The following is a 19,586-nucleotide window of genomic DNA, read 5'->3' on the forward strand; positions in this document are numbered from 1 at the left end:
CTCGGGCGGCCTGCGCTCAGGCGGCCCAGGGGTACCGGTCCGGAGCCGGGCCGCCGTCCCACAGCCTGCGCAGCAGGCGCGCCAGCCGGGAGGGGCGCGGGTCGGTGGCACCGGGCCCGGTGACCGACCCGAGGAGCCCGGCTCCGGCCTCGGCACTCGCTGAGCGCGGGTCGTCGAACGTCGCCAGGCCCGCGGCGACCGCCACGGACGCCAGCAGCGAGCGCCTCGCCGCGCGTAGCGCGGGGTTGTCCGCCTCGTCGTCGAGCAGCCGGTGCACGCCCGGCTGGTCGCGCAGCGCCGAGCGCCAGGCCACGGCGACGCTCGCCTCCGGCGTCTCCGCACCCAGCTCGAGGGCGACGTCGATGCGCGAGAGCAGCTGCCGCGACCAGTGGTCCTGGAGGGCGACGAGCAGCGCGTCGCGGTCGCCGTAGGCCGCGGCCAGCTCGGCGTCCCAGGGGAGGGCGCCGTCGTCCTCGACGGCCCGCACCACGCGGAGGAGGGTGGAACGGCGGGGGAGGGTCTTGTGGTCCATGCTCCGACGCTAGGGAGCGAGCCTCGCTCGATCTGCCGTCGAGGGGCGGGTCCTGGACCCCCGTCCAGGGGCGGACGCGCGCCGCCCGCCTCCGCCCGCAGTCGGATGTGCGCGGGCGCACGCGGGCCTACCCTCGACGGGTGGACCTCCCCACCCGCGCGGTGCCGGCCTTCGTGGTGCGCAGGAAGAAGCGCTGGGTCGCCGACGGGCTCCCCGACTACCCGCTGTGGATCGCCGCCCTCATCGACTCCTCGGCGCTGGTCACCGGTGGCGTGGTCGTCGTGCAGCGGCACGACGGCAACCTCGTCCCGGTCATCGGCCTGGCGGCGCTCGCCCTGGTGCCGTGGGTGGCCGAGCTGTGGACGCACGCGACGACCTGGATCGCGTTCGTCGTCCTCACCGGCGGCTCGGTGCTGGTGCTGATGACGGTCCACCCGGTCGCCTACGAGTGGGCGCCGTTCCTCCTCATCCTCATGGCCGGGCACGTGACGGCGGTCGCCGGCCTCGGGCGCGGGGTCGTGGTGACGCTCGTCGGCGAGGCCGTGGTCGTGACGGTCTGGCTGTCGGGCAACCTGGCCGGGCCCGAGGTCGGCATCTGGGCTGCGGGCATCGTCGTCGGCCTCGACATGGGGTTCGTGCTGCGCTCCCAGCAGCTGCGGCTCGACGCCCAGGCGCGCGAGCACACGACCCGCGAGCGGCAGGCGGTCCTCGAGGAGCGTCACCGCATCGGCCGCGAGGTCCACGACCTGGTCGCGCACTCGCTGAGCGTCACGCTGCTGCACCTCACGGCGGCCCGGCGCGAGGTCGAGGACGCCGCCGGGCAGGGCGACGTGGCCGGCCTGGACGACGCGATGGCCGCGCTGCGCGACGCCGAGCGCGTCGGGCGGCAGGCGATGACCGACATCCGTGGCACCGTCGGCCTCCTCGGGCGCGGCGACGAGCCGGTCACCGCGCCGGCGCCGGGGCTCGACGACCTCGCAGGCCTGGTCGCCGACTTCCGCGGCGCCGGCCTCGCCGTGGACTACGCCGCTGAGGGCGACCTCGCGCAGGTCCCGACCACCACCGCGCTCGGGCTCTACCGCATCGTGCAGGAGTCGCTCGCCAACGTGGCCAAGCACGCCCCGGGAGCGCGGGTGCGAGTGCGTCTCGACGTCGACGGCGACCCGGGTGAGCTGACCGTCACCAGCGACCTGCCACGCGGGGCCAGGGCCGACACCGGTGGGTCCGGCCTCTCCGGCATGGCCGAGCGTGCGGCCCAGCTCGGTGCGGGCTTCCGCGCCGGGCCGGTCGACGGTGCGTGGGTCGTCCGGGTGGACCTGCCCCGCGGCGACGCCGGCAGCGACGGCCGCGTGTGCCCGCTGCCGCGGCTGACCGCGCCGTTCCGCCGCACCGCGCCGGGGCCGGCATGACGGGCGCGACCGGCGGGGGTGACGCGCTGATCCGCGTGCTCCTCGTCGACGACCAGGAGCTGGTGCGATCCGGGCTGACCCGCATCCTGCGCCGCCGCGACGGGTTCGTGGTCGTGGGGGAGTGCGAGGACGGCGACCAGGTCGTCGCGGCCGTCGAGGAGCTGCGTCCCGACGTCGTCGTGATGGACCTGCGGATGCGCCGGACGAGCGGGATCGACGCCACGGCGGCCCTCCGCCGCCGCGCGGACACCCCGCCCGTCCTGGTGCTGACGACCTTCGACGACGACGAGCTGCTGTCGGGAGCGCTCCGCGCCGGCGCGGCCGGGTTCCTGCTCAAGGACAGCCCGGCAGAAGACGTCGTCCGCGGCGTCGCGGCCGTGGCGGCCGGGCACGCGCTGCTCGACCCGGCCGTCACGTGGCGGGTCCTCGACCGGTTCCGCGCCAGCCCCGACGCGCCGGCCGCCGTCGCCGGGCCCATCGAGGAGCTCACCGCCCGCGAGCGTGAGGTGCTGGAGCTGATGGGGCGCGGGCTGAGCAACGGCGAGATCGCCGCGACCCTGGTCATCTCCGAGGTCACCGTGAAGAGCCACATCGGGAGGATCTTCACCAAGCTCGACCTGCGCGACCGCGCCGCGGCGATCGTCTACGCCTTCGACCGCGGCCTGGTCTCCCCGGCGGGGTGACGGCGCGGCGCGGTCGAGGCGCTCAGGAATCGGACCGCCGCGCCGCCCGTGGGAGGATTGGGAGTCCCCTTCCGCACCATCCCGAGAGCGAGCCGAGAGTCCCGTGAAGCCCGCGCCGCCGCCCGGCCACACCGACCCGGCGACGATCCGCAACTTCTGCATCATCGCCCACATCGACCACGGCAAGTCGACGCTCGCGGATCGCATGCTGCAGCTGACCGGCGTCGTCGACGCGCGCAGCGCGCGGGCGCAGTACCTCGACCGGATGGACATCGAGCGCGAGCGCGGCATCACCATCAAGAGCCAGGCAGTGCGGATGCCGTGGACGGTCCCGGCCGGCAACGACGAGGGCGCGGAGCCCGGCACCTACGTGCTCAACATGATCGACACCCCGGGCCACGTCGACTTCACCTACGAGGTCAGCCGCAGCCTGGAGGCGTGCGAGGCCGCGATCCTCCTCGTCGACGCGGCCCAGGGCATCGAGGCCCAGACGCTGGCCAACCTCTACCTCGCGATCGGCGCCGACCTGCACGTCATCCCGGTGCTCAACAAGATCGACCTGCCCAGCGCCAACCCCGAGAAGTACGCCGCGGAGATCGCCGGCATCGTCGGCTGCGACCCCGACGACGTGCTCCGGATCAGCGCCAAGACCGGCGAGGGCGTCGAGGCGGTGCTCAACGAGGTCGTGAAGCAGACCCCGGCCCCGGTCGGCGACGCCGACGCCCCGGCCCGCGCGCTGATCTTCGACTCGGTCTACGACACCTACCGCGGCGTGATCACCTACGTCCGCGTCGTCGACGGCCAGCTCACCCACCGCGACCGGATCAAGATGATGTCGACCGGAGCGACCCACGAGCTGCTCGAGCTCGGGGTGATCAGTCCCGAGCAGGTCAGGGCCGGCGAGATCGGCGTCGGCGAGGTCGGCTACCTCATCACCGGCGTGAAGGACGTCCGACAGTCCCGGGTCGGCGACACGGTGACGACCCAGCACCACGGCGCCGTCGAGGCGCTCGGCGGCTACAAGCACCCCAACCCGATGGTCTACGCCGGGCTCTACCCGATCGACGGCGACGAGTTCGGCGACCTGCGCGAGGCGCTGGAGAAGCTCCAGCTGAACGACGCCGCCCTCACCTACGAGCCGGAGACCTCCGGCGCGCTCGGGTTCGGCTTCCGCTGCGGCTTCCTCGGCCTCCTGCACATGGAGATCACCCGCGACCGGCTCGAGCGGGAGTTCGGCCTCGACCTGATCTCCACCGCGCCCAACGTCGTCTACGACGTGGTGATGGAGGACGGCTCGGAGCACGAGGTCACCAACCCGAGCGAGTTCCCCGACGGCAAGATCGCCGAGGTCCGCGAGCCCGTCGTCCGGGCCACGATCCTCTCGCCCAGCGACTACATCGGCACGATCATGGAGCTCTGCCAGACCAAGCGCGGCACGCTGCAAGGGATGGACTACCTGTCCGAGGACCGCGTCGAGATGCGCTACACGCTGCCCATGGGCGAGATCGTCTTCGACTTCTTCGACCAGCTGAAGTCACGCACCAAGGGCTACGCCTCTCTCGACTACGAGCGCTCGGGCGAGCAGGCCGCCGACCTGGTGAAGGTCGACATCCTGCTCCAGGGCGAGCCGGTCGACGCGTTCAGCGCGATCGTGCACAGGGACGCGGCGTACTCCTACGGCGTGATGATGGCCGGCAAGCTCAAGGAGCTCATCCCGAGGCAGCAGTTCGAGGTGCCGATCCAGGCCGCGATCGGCGCCCGGGTGATCGCGCGCGAGAACATCCGCGCGATGCGCAAGGACGTGCTCGCCAAGTGCTACGGCGGCGACATCACCCGCAAGCGCAAGCTCCTCGAGAAGCAGAAGGAGGGCAAGAAGCGGATGAAGATGGTCGGCCGCGTCGAGGTCCCCCAGGAGGCGTTCGTCGCCGCGCTCTCGACGACCGAGCGCTCGACGAAGTAGCCGCGGCCAGTCACCTCCGCCTCATCCGGGCGCTGCTGTCACACCCGTCACAGGCGTACGCCGCTCGGCCGGCGCCACCCCGCGTGGCCAGCGCAAACGCTCTCCCAAAGAGGGGATATCCTGAACCGGAGCTGCCCTCGACCAGCTCCGGTCAGGCATTGTGGGGGCGTCTCGGGTGTCGGCTTGTGGGGAGCCGGCGACGGAGCACAGGGGGAACGGCTGATGGAGCCGAACGACGCTGCCAGCACGAGCGCACGCGCGCAGGAGCTGCGCGCCAGCCTGGGCGCACGGCGTGAGGTGGAGGCCATGCTGGCCGAGGCCAGCGCGACCCGCGAGGCCGCGGTCGCCGACGCCGACGCGATCATCGAGGAGGCGCAGCAGGTCTCCGACCAGCTGCTGCGCGAGAGCCGCGCCGACGCCGAGCGCACGACCAGCGAGGCCCGCGTGCGTGCCGAGGGGGTCGTGGCCCGCGCCCGCGAGGAGGCCGAGGAGATCACCCGGCAGGCCCGCGCCGCCGCCGACGCCGTACGCGCTCGCGCCGAGGCCCAGGTCGAGGAGCACCGCAAGCGGGTCCGGGCCGAGCTCACCGAGCAGGTCACGCGCGAGGTCACCGAGCAGAGCCGGCGCGAGCTCACCCGGCTCCACGAGCGGCAGCAGTCGATGATCGGCGACATCGAGGCGTCGGTGCGCATCCTCGGCGTCTCGATGGAGGCCGCGACCGCCAACATCTCGGAGATGCTGGGCGCGCTCGACTCGCTGCGCGCCCACTCCACCGAGTCGCTGGGCGACGCGACCACCTCGCTGACCCCGGCCCGCCACGCGGAGGCGGGCGACGACCGGCCGGACGACCTCGAGGCCCACGCTGGCGACGACGACGGGGCGGACGAGACCCGGGCCGGGACCCGGGACGAGACCGAGGACGAGACCGACGAGGCCGACGACGAGGCCGACGACGGTCAACCGGCCTCCGGCCGGACCGTCCGGTCCGGTCACCTCGTCGACGCCCTCGCGGACCTCGACGAGAGGGTCGCCGACGACGACGACCCGCCGCTGACCGCGACCGAGGCCTTCCTCCGCTCGGCCCACATCGACCACGGCGACCCGCCCCTCCCGCCGACCGACGACAGCGACATCGGGGCCCGCTACGCCCGCGACGCCATGCGCGCCACGGCCCGCGCGCGCAGCCGGCGCGACGAGGAGACGCTCGAGGTCCTGCCCGAGCGCGAGGTCGAGCGGCGTCCCAGCCGCAGCGGCAAGCCCGGGCCCGACGAGCGCGTGACCGACGCAGACCAGGACGACGCCGGCGAGGACACCGACGCCGGCAAGCCGCTCGGCTGGCTGTTCCGGTCCTCGTCCTAGCGGGTCGCGACCGCGACCGGACCGGCTGACCCGTGAGCGTGCCGGTGGCCACGCGCCCGGACGCCCGGTCGCTCCCGGTCACCCGGCCGCGCGGCCGGACGGCGTTCCTCCTCCCGCTCCCCGTCGCTGCCGCGGTCGGCCTCGAGGCGGGCGCGTCGCCCCAGGCGACCCTCACCGTGGTCGCGGCCGCGGTCTCCGCGGTCGTGCTGGTGGCCAGGGTCGAGTGGGCGGCCCTGGCGGTGGTGGCCACGGGCGTCTTCGAGGGCTACCTCGACCTCGTCTCGCCGTGGGCGACCGACTGGCTCGCCGCGGTGCTGCTGGTCTCGTGGGCGGTCCGGCGCGCGCAGGGACCGCTGCACCCGCACCGGGTGGTCGCGCTCGGCGTCCCGGTCGCGGCGCTCGGGCTGGCACTCGGCGCGGCCTTCGTGGCGCACCCCCTGGGGAGCGACGGTGCCCGGACCTGCGCCACCTACGCCGAGCTCGCGCTCGTGGCCCTCGTGCTCGCCGACGTGCTGTGCGGGCCGCTCGACCCACGCCGGGCCGCCCGCCTCTACGTGCTCTCGTGCGTCGCGGCCTCGGTGTGCGGGATCGTCACCGCCGTCCTCACCGAGCGGCACCGCGTGGTCGGGCCGGTCGAGAGCGTCGACACGATGGCCTTCTTCCTCGTCGCGGCCCTGCCGCTGGTCGGCACCCTGCGCACCCGCCCCGACCAGCGCGCCTGGCGGGTGTGGACGTGCCTCGCCGTCATCGTGGTCGCCGGCGTCGGCACCCAGTCGAGGGCGGCGTTCGTCGCGCTGGTCGTGATGGTCGTGCTCGCCGTCCTCACCGGCGCGCTCGCGCTGCGCCACGCCGGCGCGCTGCTGGCGCTGGTCACGACCGGGGTCGCGCTCGTCGTGGCCGTGCTGCCCGTGTCGGTCAGCGAGGTGCTGGCCGACCCGCACCGCTACTCCGACTCCAACATCGCCGAGCGCAACGACGTGCGCCGCGCGGCGCTCGAGATGACGAGAGCCGCGCCCGTGCTCGGCCTCGGCCCGGGCTCCTTCGCGCTGTTCCACCAGGACTACCGCCACGACGGCGACGGCCTCGGCGAGCGCGAGCTCGACACCGCCTACAGCACCCTGCTCGAGAGCTCGGCCGAGCTCGGCGTGCTCGGCACCGCGGCCCTCTACGCCGGGTGGCTGGTGCCGGCCGTCGGCGCGCACCGGCGCCGGCGGCGCCACCGGTCGCAGCTGACCTCGGCCGTGCTGCTCGCCCTCGCCGGCCTCCTCACCGCGTCCCTGCTGGAGTCGGAGCAGTTCGTCCTGCCCCTGTGGTTCGTGGCCGCGATGGCGCTGGCGGTGGGCCGACCGCCGCTCCCGCGGCGTCCGCTGTTCGCGGTGGAGCCGGGCGAGGGGTCGTCTGGACAGGTCGGGCCCAGATCGTGAGTTTTGCGGCGCCCGGGCCGCGCCGTCGCAATCATGGCCTCGGCGGTGGTGCGTCCTGTGCGCAACGCGGGGGGCGCTGCCGCAATGGGGTACGTGGGGTCAGGACGTGAATACTGACGCCACACGACGGCCAGGTGCTCAGGGGGGTCTGCGCACCGGCCGTCTGAGCAAAGCGTGGGGACATCGATGGACGTGCGCGACGTGGGGGTGGCGCTCTGGCGCCAGCGACCGCTTGTCGTGTTGATCCTGGTGATCACCGGCGGCGCCGTCGCAGCCGGGATCCTGCTTGCCCCGAAGTCGTACGCCGCGACGGCGACCATCAGCGCCGCGGAGGCGCCGGGGGTGGCCGTCACCGACGATCCCGACGCGTTGCGCGCCACCCTGGCGGAGCTCGCCAGCTCCCGGGGGGTGGTCGACGAGGTCCGGTCCCGGACCTCGACCGACCGGAGCGTGGCGCAGCTGCGTCGCTCCATCCAGGGCGACTGGGTCCGGGGCACGATCCTCGTGCGGATCACCGTCGAGGATCGTGACCCGGACACCGCGGCCGCCCTCGCGAACGCCGTGGCGGCGGTGCTGGTCGGCGGTGGCGTGGTCGGCGACGTCGCCGGCCCGTCGCTCGACCGCGCGCTCGTGCTCACGGCCAGCGACCCCGCCGACCCGCCGGGCACCTTCAGCAGCCCGGACCTGCGCCTCGCGCTGGGTCTGGGCGTGCTCCTCGCGGTCGGCCTCGCGACCACGGCCGCGGTCTGGCGCGACCGGCGCACCCACACCGTCGACGACGCCGCGGCAGTCGAGGAGGCCGCGACCGCACCCCTGCTGGCGCACCTGACGCCGCCCAGCGACCTGACCACCATGCCGGCGCTGCACCCGGGCACCGGCGAGGCCGACCTGTTCCGCCACCTCCGGCTCGCCCTGGAGGCGCAGGCCGAGGCCGGCTCACCACGCGTCGTGGTCGCCGGCATCACCCACGGCGACGTGAACATCTGGATCGGCGCCAACGTCGCGCTCGCGCTGGCCGGCACCGACCACCGGGTGCTGCTGGTCGACGGCCGGATGGGCGACCGCTTCGGGACCCCGGTGGAGGACGCGCCCGACACGCCCGGTCTCTACGACGTCCTGCTCGGTGCGGACCTCGAGACCGCGATGAGCCCCGGGCCGGTGGACCTGCTGGAGGTGCTGCCGGCCGGCACCTACGGCAGCGCCGAGGTGCCCGACCTGATCGCGCAGCGCTTCGTGAGCGTCATGGACTCCGCGGCGAGCGAGTTCGACAACATCGTGGTGATCGGCCCGCCGCTCGACGTCTCCGACGACTCGCGCGCGATGGCCGTGGACAGCTCGATCGTGCTCGCACTGGTGGAGGGCTCCGTCTCGGCCAGCGCCCTGCGCCAGCACGCCGACCGCATCCGCGCGGTGGGCGCGCGGCTGCTCGGCGTCGTCCTCGTCGCGAAGCAGCCCGAGCGGGCGGTGGCCTAGGTCGTGTCTCTCAGAGACCAGCAGATCCCGACCAACCGTCGGCTGCACGTCCTCCACGTGTCCGCGCCGACGCGTGGCGGCGTCGCCACGGTCGTGACGCGCTACGTGCGCGACCAGGTCGAGCGCGGGTGGAACGTCACCGTCGCCTGCCCCTCGCGCGGCGACCTGGGCTACGCCGCCCGCGAGGCCGGTGCCGCCGTGCGGTGGTGGCGGGCCGACCCCCACGACAGCACGCTGCCCGGCGCCGTCGCCCGCCTGAGACGGATCGTGAGCGAGACCAAGCCGGACGTCGTGCACCTGCACAGCGGCAAGGCCGGGCTGGCCGGGCGCCTGGTGGTGCGCGACCGGATCCCCACGGTCTTCCAGCCGCACGCCTGGGCCTTCCTCGCTCACCGCAGCGGCGTGCGGAGCGCCTCGCTGCGGTGGGAGCGGTACGCCGCCCGGTGGGCCACCGAGCTCGTCTGCGTGAGCACCACCGAGCGGCAGCTCGGCGAGAGCCTCGGCATCCACGCGCCCACGACCGTGGTCCTCAACGGAGTCGACCTCGCGGAGTTCCGCCCGGCCGGACCCCGCGACCGCATCCACGCCCGCAAGCTGCTCGGCCTCGACGACGTGCCGACCGTGCTGTGCGTCGGCGAGCTCGTCGTGCAGAAGGGCCAGCAGGACCTCATCACCGACTGGCCGGCGATCCGCGCCCGGGTGCCGGGGGCCGAGCTGCTCTTCCTCGGCGACGGCGCCGACCGGCTGGCGCTCGAGAGGCTGGCGGAGGGGCTCGACGGGGTGACCTTCGTCGGGTCGCGCACCGACGTGCCGCTGTGGATGGCGGCGGCCGACGTCGTGGTGGTCCCGTCGCGGTGGGACGGGATGGCGCTGGTGCCCCTCGAGGCGATGGCCTGCGCGCGCAGCGTCGTCGCGACCGACGTCAACGGCGTCGTCGAGAGCGTGCCGCCCGACGCGGGGGCGGTCGTTCCGCTGGACGACCCGGCGTTGCTGGTCGAGGCAGTGGTCGAGCGGCTCGAGAACCCCACGCTCGCCGAGGAGGAGGGCTGGCGCGGCCGCTCCCACGTCGAGTCGCAGCACGACGCGACGACGTCAGCGCGTGAGCTGGCCCGCGTCTACCTGCGTCTCGTTGGGGCGCGGCGGGGTCGCTGACGACGGCGCCCGCGCGACCGGCACCCCGCCGGCGTACCGCAGCCTCAGCAGCTGCGCCCACACCAGCTCGGGCAGGGCGACCAGCCGGGTGCGGCGCAGGATCCGCCCGACCGGGCCGATCCGGCCGGAGATCGTGATCGAGGTCGTCGTCCCGGGCCGGGCCACCGACCGGGCCCGCCGGGTGCGGAAGCGCGGTCTCGTGGTCTCGTGCCCGCCCTCGTCGACCACCGGACGCCGGACCAGCACGCCGCCGGTCTCGGCCTTCACCAGCAGCGCGAGCACCGTGAACGCCGGGACCAGGACCAGCAGTGCGGCGAGGGCGACCAGGACCTCGACCAGCCTCTTGAAGGCGCGCACCGGCAGCGGCGCCCCCCGGCTGTGCAGGCGCACGACTGGGATGCCGTCGACCAGCTCGCGCGGGTGCCGGGCGCCGGCCCGCACCGGGGGGAACCACGCGGCCACGGCGTAGAGGTCCGCGGTGGTGGCGAGCAGGCCCTCGACCGCGGCGGTCTCGTCGTCGCCCGCAGGCCCCCCGAGAGCGACCACCACGGCGTCGACGCCGGTCTCGGTCATCGCACGGGGCAGGCGCGTCACCGGCCCGAGCCACGCGACCGGCAGCCCGCGGGCCTGGTCGAGCGGGTCGCCCGACCCGGTGCCCACGAGCCCGACCGGCCGCAGTCCCAGTTCGCGCCGCGCCAGGAGGGTCCGGGCGAGCCGCCGGGCGGTCGGGCCGGTGCCGACGACCAGCACGCGTCGGCCCAGTCGGCCGCTGCGCCGCAGCACGTGGGTGACGGCGTAGACCAGCGTGCGCGCGAGCACCAGGCAGGCGAGGGCGAGCACCCACACGGCCAGGCCCGCGCTGCCGAGGCCCGCCAGCACCACGGTCGCGGCCCCCGCGGCCACGACGAGGCCGGGGACGTCGTCGGCGATCGAGAGCACGAGCCGAGGGCGGTGCAGGTCGGCGGCCCGGGCGACGAGCACGGCCACGACGGCCCCGAGCACCAGCGTCGCGGGGGAATCGTCGGTGGCCACGGCGCCCGCCGCGGCGACCGCGCCGGCGTCGGCAACGGTCAGCACGGGTCCGACCGTGGCGAGCCACGGGATCCCCCGGCGCACACGTGCCAGCACAGCAGTCCCCCCGAACCACCCGGGTGCGGCCCCCTGTAGACGCCCCGGCCCGCCCATCCAACCCCGGAGCGGCGCCGATGTCCATGGGGGTCGTCGGTCGTTGGCGCCGTCGGTCACCATCGGCGGGTGACGTCCCTCCCGCTGCCGCCCAGAGTGCTCGCCTTCGCGGCGCGCGGCGCCGACTGGGCGGCGTTCGTCGACCGGCTGCCGCGGCTGGTCCGCGAGGTGTCCGAGGAGTGGGGGCTGGTCGTCGACGGGGAGCCGACCCACGGCTACTGCGCCCTGGTGGTGCCCGTCCGCCGGGCCGGCGAGCCGGCGATCCTCAAGCTCGGGTTCCCCGACGACGAGAGCGAGCACGAGGGGCTGGCCCTGCAGCGCTGGGCCGGCAACGGCGCCGTCCGGCTCCTCGCCGCCGACCCGCACCGCTCCGCGCTGCTGCTGGAGCGGCTGCACCCGGTCGACCTGGGCTCGGTCGACGCGCTCGGGGCGTGCGAGCTGGTCGCCGACCTCTACGCGCGGCTGCACGTGCCGGCCCTGCCCCAGCTGCGCCCGCTCACGGCGTACGTCGAGCGCTGGACGGCTCGGCTCGCGGAGCTGCCGCGGGCCGCGCCCGTCCCGCACCGGCTCGTCCAGCAGGCGGTCTCGCTGGGCCGGAACCTCGCGGCCGACGAGGCCAGCACCGGCACGATGATCCACGCCGACCTCCAGTACGAGAACGTGCTCGCCGGCGACCGCGAGCCCTGGCTGGCCATCGACCCCAAGCCGGTGAGCGGCGACCCGCACTACGAGCTCGCGCCGATGCTCTGGAACCGCTGGGACGAGGTCGTCGCCTCGGGCGACCTGCGCTCCGCCGTGCGCCGGCGGTTCCACACCCTCGTCGACGGGGCCCTCCTCGACGAGGACCGCTGCCGCGACTGGGTCGTCGTGCGGATGCTGCACAACGCCCTGTGGGAGCTCGAGGACCACCCGGACTCGCCCGACCACGGCCACCTGACGATGTGCATCGCCATCGCCAAGGCCGTCCAGGACTGAGCGCGCGCCGCACACGGGTTGCCGGGGCCGGGATGATGGCGGCGTGAACGAGGGGGTGCTGAGGTCGGTGCAGGTCGGCCGGCCGCGCGACGCGGCGTGGGCGGGCATCGGCCGGACCTCGATCGACAAGACGCCTGTGACCGGCCCGGTGGAGGTGCATCGCCTCGGGCTCGAGGGCGACCAGGTCTCCGACACGCGGCACCACGGCGGGCCGGACCAGGCGGTCTACGCGTTCGCGCGCGAGGAGCTGGACTGGTGGGCCGACCAGCTCGGCGACGAGATCCGCGACGGTGAGTTCGGCGAGAACCTCACGACCACCGGCGTGGACGTCGACGGCGCCGAGCTGGGCGAGCGCTGGCGGATCGGCACCGTGCTCGTCGAGGTCGCGCTCGTGCGCACGCCCTGCAACGACTTCAAGGTGTGGATGGGTCGCTGCGGGCACGACAACCGGGCGTGGGTGCGCCGCTTCGCCGAGCGGGCGCGCCCCGGCGCCTACCTGCGGGTGCTCCAGCCCGGGGTGCTCGCCGCCGGCGACCCGATCGAGGTCGTCCACCGGCCGGGTCACGGGCTGACCGCGTCGTACCTCTTCCGCGCGCTGACCCGCGAGCCCGAGCTGCTGCCGAGCCTGCTCGGCCTGGACGGCCTCGCTGCCAAGGTCAGGCTGCGCGCCGAGACGGTCGCTACCGGTCGGTAGCCCCTGTGAACTAGGTTACGTCGCTAAACGCCGCCCCCACGGATCTCGGACGGACCAGCCAGGAGACGCAATGCCGCGCAACATCGACTCGAGCTTCGTCGACACGATGACGCCCAACTTCGCCCAGCTCTTCCTGGACCGGGTCGCGTCCTCGGGCTCCCTCGAGGCCTACCGCTACCCCAGCGGCAGCGGGTGGGAGTCGGTCACCTGGGCGCAGGCCGGCGACCGGGTCGCCAACCTCGCCGCCGGGCTCCTCTCGCTGGGCGTCCAGCCGGAGCAGCGCGTCGGCATCGCGTCGTCGACCCGCTACGAGTGGATCCTCGCCGACCTCGCCGTGATGTGCGCGGGCGGCGCGACGACGACGGTCTACCCCTCCACCAACGAGGAGGACACGGCCTACATCCTCAGCGACTCCGAGTGCCAGATCGTCTTCGCAGAGGACGACGACCAGATCAAGAAGCTCACCGAGCGGCGCTCCGAGCTGCCCACGGTCGGCAAGGTCGTCACCTTCGAGGGCACGACCGATGGCGACTGGATCATCTCCCTCGACCAGCTGGCCGACCTCGGTGAGAAGTACCTCGTGGAGCACCCCGACGCGATCACGACGACCGTCGCGGCGATCAGGCCCGAGCAGCTCGCGACGCTGATCTACACCTCCGGCACCACCGGCCGCCCCAAGGGCGTGCGGCTCACCCACCGCGCGTGGGTCTACGAGGGCGCGGCGATCGAGGCGCAGGGCATCCTCGACGAGAATGACCTGCAGTTCCTCTGGCTGCCGATGGCGCACTCCTTCGGCAAGGTGCTGCTCTCGACGCAGCTCGCCTGCGGGTTCGCGACCGCGATCGACGGCCGCGTCGACAAGATCGTCGACAACCTCGGCGTGGTGAAGCCGACGTTCATGGGCGCCGCCCCGCGCATCTTCGAGAAGGCGCACGGCCGGATCATCACCATGCAGCAGGCCGAGGGCGGGCTGAAGGAGAAGATCTTCAACCAGGCGTTCAAGGTGGGCCTCGAGGTCAACCGCCGCAAGCGGGCCGGCCAGTCGGTGCCGCTGCCGCTCAGCCTCCAGCACGGCCTCTTCGACAAGCTGGTGTTCAGCAAGGTCCGTGACCGGTTCGGCGGCCGGGTGCGGTTCTTCATCTCGGGCGCCGCCGCGCTCAACCAGGAGATCGCCGAGTGGTTCAACGCCGCCGGCATCCTGATCCTCGAGGGCTACGGCATGACCGAGAACGCCGCCGGCGCCGCGGTCAACCACCCCGACGACTACAAGATGGGCACGGTCGGCACGGCGTTCCCCGGCAGCGAGATCAAGCTCGGCGAGGGCGACGAGGTCATGATCAAGGGCCCGCACGTCATGGACGGCTACCACAACCTGCCCGAGGAGACCGCCCAGGCGCTCACCCCCGACGGCTGGCTGCACACCGGCGACAAGGGCTCCATCGACGCCGACGGCTTCCTGACGATCACCGGCCGGATCAAGGACCTCTTCAAGACCTCCGGCGGCAAGTACATCGCCCCGTCGGCGATCGAGTCGAAGTTCAAGGCGCTGTGCCCCTACGCCAGCCAGTTCGTGGTCTTCGGCGACGAGAAGAACTACTGCGTCGCCCTGATCACCCTCGACGAGGACGCCATGAACGGCTGGGCCGCCGACCACGACATGGCCGGCCGGTCCTACGCCGAGATCGTCGGCTCCGAGCCGGTGCGCGCGATGGTGGGGGAGTACGTCGACCAGCTCAACCAGCGGCTCAACCGCTGGGAGACCATCAAGAAGTGGGAGCTCCTCGACCACGACCTCTCGGTCGAGTCGGGTGAGCTGACCCCGTCGATGAAGGTCAAGCGCAACGTCGTCGAGAGCAACAACAAGGACCGGATCGACGCCTTCTACACGGGCTGACCCGCCCCCCGGCACACTGGTCGGGTGCCGTCAGCCCTGCCCGAAGGAGAGCCGGCGCCGAGCGACGGCAGCCTCCCGGCCTCGGCGCTGGCCGGTGTCGCCGAGCGGCCGTTCGGCGTCTACGTGCACGTGCCGTTCTGCACGGTCCGCTGCGGCTACTGCGACTTCAACACCTACACGGTCGCCGACCTCGGCACGGCCGGCGGCGTGCCCGGCGCCTCCCGCACGACGTACGCCGCCGCCGCGGTCGAGGAGGTGCGGCTGGCCGGGCGGGTGCTCGGCACCCCGGCCCCGGTCGAGACGGTCTTCCTCGGTGGGGGCACGCCGACGCTGCTGAGCCCCGCCGACCTCGGCGCCGTGCTGGCCGCGATCGACGACGAGCTCGGGCTGGCCCCCGGGGCCGAGGTCACCACCGAGGCGAACCCCGACAGCGTGACTGCCCCCGACCTCGTGGCGCTCCGCGAGGCCGGGTTCAACCGGATCTCCTTCGGCATGCAGTCCGCGGTCGGCCACGTGCTCCGCGTCCTCGACCGCACCCACGACCCGGCGCGGGTCCCCGACGTGGTGGCCTGGGCGCGCGCGGCCGGGTTCGAGCCCGCCTCCGGCGGGAGCATCAGCCTGGACCTGATCTACGGCACGCCGGGGGAGTCGCTCGCCGACTGGGAGGCCACCCTCGACGCGGCGCTCGCGTGCGGGCCCGACCACGTCTCGGCGTACTCCCTCATCGTCGAGGACGGCACGGCACTGGCCCGCCGGGTCCGCCGCGGCGAGCTGCCGATGCCCGACGAGGACGACCTCGCGGACAAGTACGCCGTCGCCGACGCGCGGCTCTCCGCCGCGGGGCTGGGGTGGTACGAGGTCAGCAACTGGGCCACCGACGAGTCCACCCGCTGCCGGCACAACCTCCTCTACTGGACGGGCGCCGACTGGTGGGGAGTCGGCCCCGGGGCGCACTCCCACGTCGGCGGTGTGCGGTGGTGGAACGTGCGGCACCCTGCGGCGTACGCCGACCGGATCGCGGCCGGCGTCAGCCCGGCGCAGGCGCGCGAGGTGCTCGACCCCGGGACCCGGCGCGTGGAGCGGGTGCTGCTCGAGCTCCGCCTGCGCCAGGGCCTGCCGCTCGCCGTGCTCGACGAGGCCGGTCGCGCGGCCGTCGACGGACAGGTCGCCCGCGGCCTGGTCACGGTCGAGGGCGACCGGCTGGTGCTGACCGCCGAGGGCCGGCTGCTGGCCGACGGCGTGGTCCGCGACCTGCTCCCCTGACCCGACCCTGAACCCTCCCTGAGGCACCCCGTCCGAGGCCCGCGACGGCCCTAGGCTGTGCCGCATGACGACCGGTCCCGACACCCCGCCGCCGGACCCGACCCAGCCCTACGGTTCGGTCCCGCCGCCTCCGCCGCCTCCGCCGCCCCCGACGACGCCTGGGCCGGGCTACGCCGGCTACACCGCGCCGGGCGTGCCCGCGGGTGGCTACGGCGTGAGCTCGCAGGCGCCGTACGGGCTGCACCCCGCCACCGGCATCCCGTACTCCGAGAAGTCCAAGATCGTCGCCGGGCTGCTGCAGATCCTGCTGCCGTTCGGGATCGGCCGCTACTACATCGGCGACACGACGATCGGGGTCTGGCAGACGGTCGCGACGGTGCTGACCTGCGGGCTGGCCCACATCTGGACGCTCATCGACGGCATCCTGATGCTGGTGCACGACGACACCAAAGACGCGCAGGGCTACATCCTCAGACCGTGACCCTCAGGCCGTGACGTGGTCGATGAGCTCCTCGACCCGGCCGAGGAGCGCGGGCTCGAGGTCGTCGTAGGACGAGACCCGGGCCAGGATGTGCTGCCACGCGCGCGCGATGTCGGCCTGGGTGGCGTGCGGCCAGCCGAGGTGGGCGCAGACGCCCTTCTTCCACTCGACCGAGCGGGGGATCTCGGGCCACTCCGACAGGCCGATCCGGTCGGGCTTGACGGCCTGCCAGACGTCGACGAACGGGTGGCCGACGACCAGCACGTGCGCCCCGACCGGGGAGCGGGCGACCTCGTCGGCGATCCGGCTCTCCTTGGAGCCGGGCACCAGGTGGTCGACGAGCACGCCCACCTTGCGCTCGGCGGTAGGCCCGAAGTCGCGCAGGTGCCCCACGAGGTCGTCGACGCCCCCGAGGTACTCGACGACGACGCCCTCGAGGCGCAGGTCGTCGCCCCACACCTTCTCGACCAGCTCGGCGTCGTGGCGGCCCTCGACGTAGATGCGGCTGGCCCGTGCGACGCGCGCCCGTGCGCCGTGCACGGCGACCGAGCCCGAGGCGGTGCGGGTCGGCCGGGCGGGTGCGGCCTGCCGGACCGGCGGGCGGAGGATCACCGGCCGGCCCTCGAGCAGGAACCCCGGCCCGAGCGGGAACGTGCGGCGCCGGCCGCGGCGGTCCTCGAGGGTCAGGGTGTCGAGGTCGCGGTCGACCGCGACGATCTCGCCGCAGAAGTCGCTCATGACCTCCTCGACCACGGCTCCGAGCTCGGCGGCGGCCTCGACGGCGCGCCCGCGCCTGGGGGCCTGCCAGTCGCCCGCGAGCACGTCTGTCCCATAGCGGTCGGCCACCCCACGACGGTAGGGGCGGGCGCCGGGCGCCCCGGGCAGCACACGCCGAGAGTCAGTCCTCGAGCTGCTCGTCGTCCCACTGGTCGGGCTTCTTGCCCTCCTCCAGCAGCTCGCCCGGGCCCAGGTCGCCCGCGGTCTCCTCGGCGTCCAGTCCCTCGGCCAGCGGGTTGTCGTCGCCGGGCCTGAGGTCCTCCGGCAGCGCCTCGTCGTCGATGCCCTGGGTGTCCTGTGTCTCGTCGCTCGAGCTCGTCATGCCCTCCAGTACCCCCGACGACCGGGCGGGCGCAGGCTCAGACCAGCGGCAGGCGCTTCTGGCTGCGGGGGAGGTGCTCGTAGCCGCGGCTCACGGCGTCGGCGAGGTACTCCCTGGGGAAGGGCCACTCCGCGCTGTCGAGGGCCTCGGCGACGGGGACCCCACGGGTCGCGAGGTCGCGGACGGTCTCGGCGAGGATGCCGATGTCGTTGCGCTGGGCCTCGACGAACTCCCGGTCGACGGGGGCGCCGTGACCGGGCACGACCACGGAGCCGGCCGTCAGCAGCCCCAGCACGATGTCGAGGGTGAGCGGCCACTCCAGCGGGTAGCAGTCGGACCCGAAGCCGGGCACGCCCTGGCGCAGCGCCGACTCCTCGACCAGGTCGCCGGCGAGCAGGACGTCGGCGTCGGGCACGCGGACGACGAGGTCGCCCGCGGTGTGGCCGCGCCCGGGGTGGACCAGCTCGACCATCCGGTCGCCGAGGTCGAGCGCGACGGCGGAGGAGAACGTCGTGTCCGCCGGCACGACCTCGGTCTCCTGCACCTCCTCGCGGTGCGGGTCGTCGGCGTTGGCGGGCTCGTCGTATCGCGCCTTGATCCACTCGCCCGCCTCGACGGTGCGGGCGGCCGCGACCTCGTGGGCGTGCACCGGCACCGCGCCGTACTCCGCGAGGAGGACGCCGTTGCCGAAGGTGTGGTCGAAGTGCTCGTGGGTGTTCACGACCGCGACCACGTCGCCCGCCCCGAGGGCGCGGACGTCGGCGACCACCTCCCGGGCGGCAGCCGCGGAGGCGTGGGTGTCGACCACCAGCAGGCCCGCGGTGCCACGCACCAGCGTGATGTTGACGTCGAACCACTCGTAGCGGCCGACCCAGACGTCATGACCTACCTCGGTGAACCGCACCCCCTCAGTATGAGCGGGGCGTGATGGCGCCGGCCGAGTAGCATTGGCACTCAGGACGGACGAGTGCCAGGTCGGAGGTGGCGATGCAGGAGGAACGTCGGCTCGAGGTGCTGCGCGCCATCGTCGAGGACTACGTGGCCACTGAGGAGCCGGTCGGCTCCAAGGCGCTGGTGGAGCGCCACGGGCTGGGCGTCTCGCCGGCCACCGTCCGCAACGACATGGCCGCGCTGGAGGACGAGGGCTACATCACCCAGCCGCACACGAGCGCGGGCCGGGTGCCGACCGACAAGGGCTACCGGCTCTTCGTCGACCGGCTCACCACGGTCAAGCCGATGAGCGCCCCGGAGAAGCGGGCGATCGCGACCTTCCTCGACGGTGCTGTCGACCTCGACGACGTCGTCGGTCGCTCGGTGCGGGTGCTCTCGCAGCTGACCCGCCAGGTCGCGATGGTGCAGTACCCCACGCTCTCGCGCTCGACGGTCCGGCACATCGAGATGGTCGCGCTGGCGCCGAGCCGGCTCCTCGTCGTGCTGATCCTCAGCACCGGGCGGGTCGAGCAGCGCATCGTCGAGCTCGCCACCGACCTGACCGACCTGGCCCTCTCCGACCTCCGCACCCGGCTCAACGCCGCGGCGGCCGGCGAGGTCATCGCCGATGCGGTGACCGCGCTGCGGGCCGCCGTCCCTCCCGGCGACGGGGGCACGACGGCCGCGGTCGTCGACGTCCTGGTCGACGCGATGATCGACCAGCGCTCCGACGAGCGGATCGTGGTCGGCGGCGCGGCCAACCTGGCGCGCTACGGCGACAGCTTCGACTCCGCGGTGCGGCCGCTCCTCGAGGCGCTGGAGGAGCACGTCGTGCTGCTCAAGCTGCTCGGCGAGGCCTCGACCGGCGGCGCGGTCACCGTGACGATCGGTGCCGAAGGGCCCTACGAGCAGCTCGCGGCGACGAGCGTGGTCACGACCGGCTACGGCCCGAAGGACGAGGCCGTCGCCACGCTCGGCATCGTCGGACCCACCCGCATGGACTACCCAGGCACGATGGCAGCGGTGCGTGCCGTCGCCCGCTACGTCTCGCGGATCCTCGACGAGGCGTGAGA

The 19,586-nt window shown here is 74.0% G+C and carries 18 protein-coding genes; 13 read left to right on the forward strand and 5 right to left on the reverse strand.

The genetic code is table 11. The features are described from left to right. Nucleotides 1-16 precede the first annotated feature (16 nt). Entirely contained in the window at nt 17-532 is a 516-nt protein-coding gene (locus tag G514_RS0107080; RefSeq protein ID WP_028651187.1) for a DcrB/PsbP domain-containing protein, read from the reverse strand. A gap of 140 nt (nt 533-672) precedes the next feature. Between G514_RS0107080 and G514_RS25375 the strand changes: the two genes are divergently transcribed. The 7 genes from G514_RS25375 to G514_RS0107115 all read left to right on the forward strand — a co-directional run bounded on the left by G514_RS25375 (nt 673) and on the right by G514_RS0107115 (nt 9,992). After that, nucleotides 673-1,941, forward strand: coding sequence for a sensor histidine kinase (locus G514_RS25375; protein ID WP_051247027.1), 1,269 nt, complete (start codon nt 673-675; stop codon nt 1,939-1,941). Further along, complete coding sequence (locus G514_RS0107090) at nt 1,938-2,624, forward strand: response regulator transcription factor (RefSeq protein WP_028651188.1); 687 nt, start codon at nt 1,938-1,940, stop codon at nt 2,622-2,624. Before G514_RS25375 ends, G514_RS0107090 begins: the two co-directional genes overlap by 4 nt. Nucleotides 2,625-2,727: 103 nt before the next feature. Beyond that, nucleotides 2,728-4,584 carry a translation elongation factor 4 gene (gene lepA, locus G514_RS0107095; protein WP_028651189.1) on the forward strand — a complete coding sequence of 619 codons (1,857 nt, stop codon included), beginning with the start codon at nt 2,728-2,730 and terminating at the stop codon, nt 4,582-4,584. A 222-nt stretch (nt 4,585-4,806) separates the two neighbouring features. Beyond that, the gene (locus G514_RS0107100; RefSeq protein WP_028651190.1) at nt 4,807-5,943 is read left to right on the forward strand and encodes a F0F1 ATP synthase subunit B family protein; all 1,137 of its coding nucleotides are present in this window, start codon (nt 4,807-4,809) and stop codon (nt 5,941-5,943) included. Between the two features lie 32 nt (nt 5,944-5,975). Beyond that, nucleotides 5,976-7,367, forward strand: a complete 1,392-nt coding sequence (locus tag G514_RS0107105) for an O-antigen ligase family protein (RefSeq protein ID WP_028651191.1) — start codon at nt 5,976-5,978, stop codon at nt 7,365-7,367. A 186-nt stretch (nt 7,368-7,553) separates the two neighbouring features. Beyond that, a complete protein-coding gene (locus tag G514_RS0107110; RefSeq protein WP_028651192.1) occupies nt 7,554-8,840 on the forward strand; it encodes a hypothetical protein in 1,287 nt (428 codons plus the stop codon). 3 nt (nt 8,841-8,843) lie between these two features. Then, entirely contained in the window at nt 8,844-9,992 is a 1,149-nt protein-coding gene (locus G514_RS0107115) for a glycosyltransferase family 4 protein (protein ID WP_051247029.1), read from the forward strand. On the opposite strand, the gene G514_RS0107120 is transcribed toward G514_RS0107115, so the two are convergent. Further along, complete coding sequence (locus G514_RS0107120; RefSeq protein WP_169576319.1) at nt 9,933-11,069, reverse strand: nucleoside-diphosphate sugar epimerase/dehydratase; 1,137 nt, start codon at nt 11,067-11,069, stop codon at nt 9,933-9,935. The genes G514_RS0107115 and G514_RS0107120 overlap by 60 nt on opposite strands. Before the next feature lie 177 nt (nt 11,070-11,246). Here G514_RS0107120 and G514_RS0107125 point away from each other — a divergent pair, with 177 nt between their 5' ends. The 5 genes from G514_RS0107125 (at nt 11,247) to G514_RS25380 (ending at nt 16,484) form a co-directional block, all read left to right on the forward strand. Next, entirely contained in the window at nt 11,247-12,152 is a 906-nt protein-coding gene (locus G514_RS0107125; protein ID WP_028651195.1) for an aminoglycoside phosphotransferase family protein, read from the forward strand. A gap of 43 nt (nt 12,153-12,195) precedes the next feature. After that, nucleotides 12,196-12,846, forward strand: coding sequence for an MOSC domain-containing protein (locus G514_RS0107130; RefSeq protein ID WP_211222069.1), 651 nt, complete (start codon nt 12,196-12,198; stop codon nt 12,844-12,846). 70 nt (nt 12,847-12,916) lie between these two features. After that, the gene (locus G514_RS0107135) at nt 12,917-14,740 is read left to right on the forward strand and encodes an AMP-dependent synthetase/ligase (protein ID WP_028651197.1); all 1,824 of its coding nucleotides are present in this window, start codon (nt 12,917-12,919) and stop codon (nt 14,738-14,740) included. A 24-nt stretch (nt 14,741-14,764) separates the two neighbouring features. Beyond that, the gene (gene hemW, locus G514_RS0107140) at nt 14,765-16,003 is read left to right on the forward strand and encodes a radical SAM family heme chaperone HemW (RefSeq protein WP_028651198.1); all 1,239 of its coding nucleotides are present in this window, start codon (nt 14,765-14,767) and stop codon (nt 16,001-16,003) included. 64 nt (nt 16,004-16,067) lie between these two features. Continuing rightward, nucleotides 16,068-16,484 carry a TM2 domain-containing protein gene (locus G514_RS25380; protein WP_051247031.1) on the forward strand — a complete coding sequence of 139 codons (417 nt, stop codon included), beginning with the start codon at nt 16,068-16,070 and terminating at the stop codon, nt 16,482-16,484. A 3-nt stretch (nt 16,485-16,487) separates the two neighbouring features. Here G514_RS25380 and G514_RS0107150 read toward each other — a convergent pair whose 3' ends face one another. From G514_RS0107150 to G514_RS25385, 3 genes are read right to left on the reverse strand one after another with little or no spacing between them, the layout of a single operon-like run. After that, a complete protein-coding gene (locus G514_RS0107150) occupies nt 16,488-17,330 on the reverse strand; it encodes a DUF3097 domain-containing protein (RefSeq protein WP_028651199.1) in 843 nt (280 codons plus the stop codon). Nucleotides 17,331-17,382: 52 nt separating this feature from the next. Continuing rightward, complete coding sequence (locus G514_RS0107155) at nt 17,383-17,583, reverse strand: hypothetical protein (RefSeq protein ID WP_028651200.1); 201 nt, start codon at nt 17,581-17,583, stop codon at nt 17,383-17,385. Nucleotides 17,584-17,620: 37 nt separating this feature from the next. Next, nucleotides 17,621-18,487 (reverse strand): MBL fold metallo-hydrolase, encoded by an 867-nt coding sequence (locus tag G514_RS25385; RefSeq protein WP_051247033.1) that lies wholly within the window; start codon nt 18,485-18,487, stop codon nt 17,621-17,623. Nucleotides 18,488-18,570: 83 nt separating this feature from the next. Between G514_RS25385 and hrcA the strand changes: the two genes are divergently transcribed. Beyond that, complete coding sequence (hrcA, locus tag G514_RS0107165) at nt 18,571-19,584, forward strand: heat-inducible transcriptional repressor HrcA (RefSeq protein ID WP_028651201.1); 1,014 nt, start codon at nt 18,571-18,573, stop codon at nt 19,582-19,584. Nucleotides 19,585-19,586 lie beyond the last annotated feature (2 nt).

The organism is Nocardioides halotolerans DSM 19273 (assembly GCF_000422805.1).
In the GTDB taxonomy this organism is placed as follows: domain Bacteria; phylum Actinomycetota; class Actinomycetes; order Propionibacteriales; family Nocardioidaceae; genus Nocardioides; species Nocardioides halotolerans.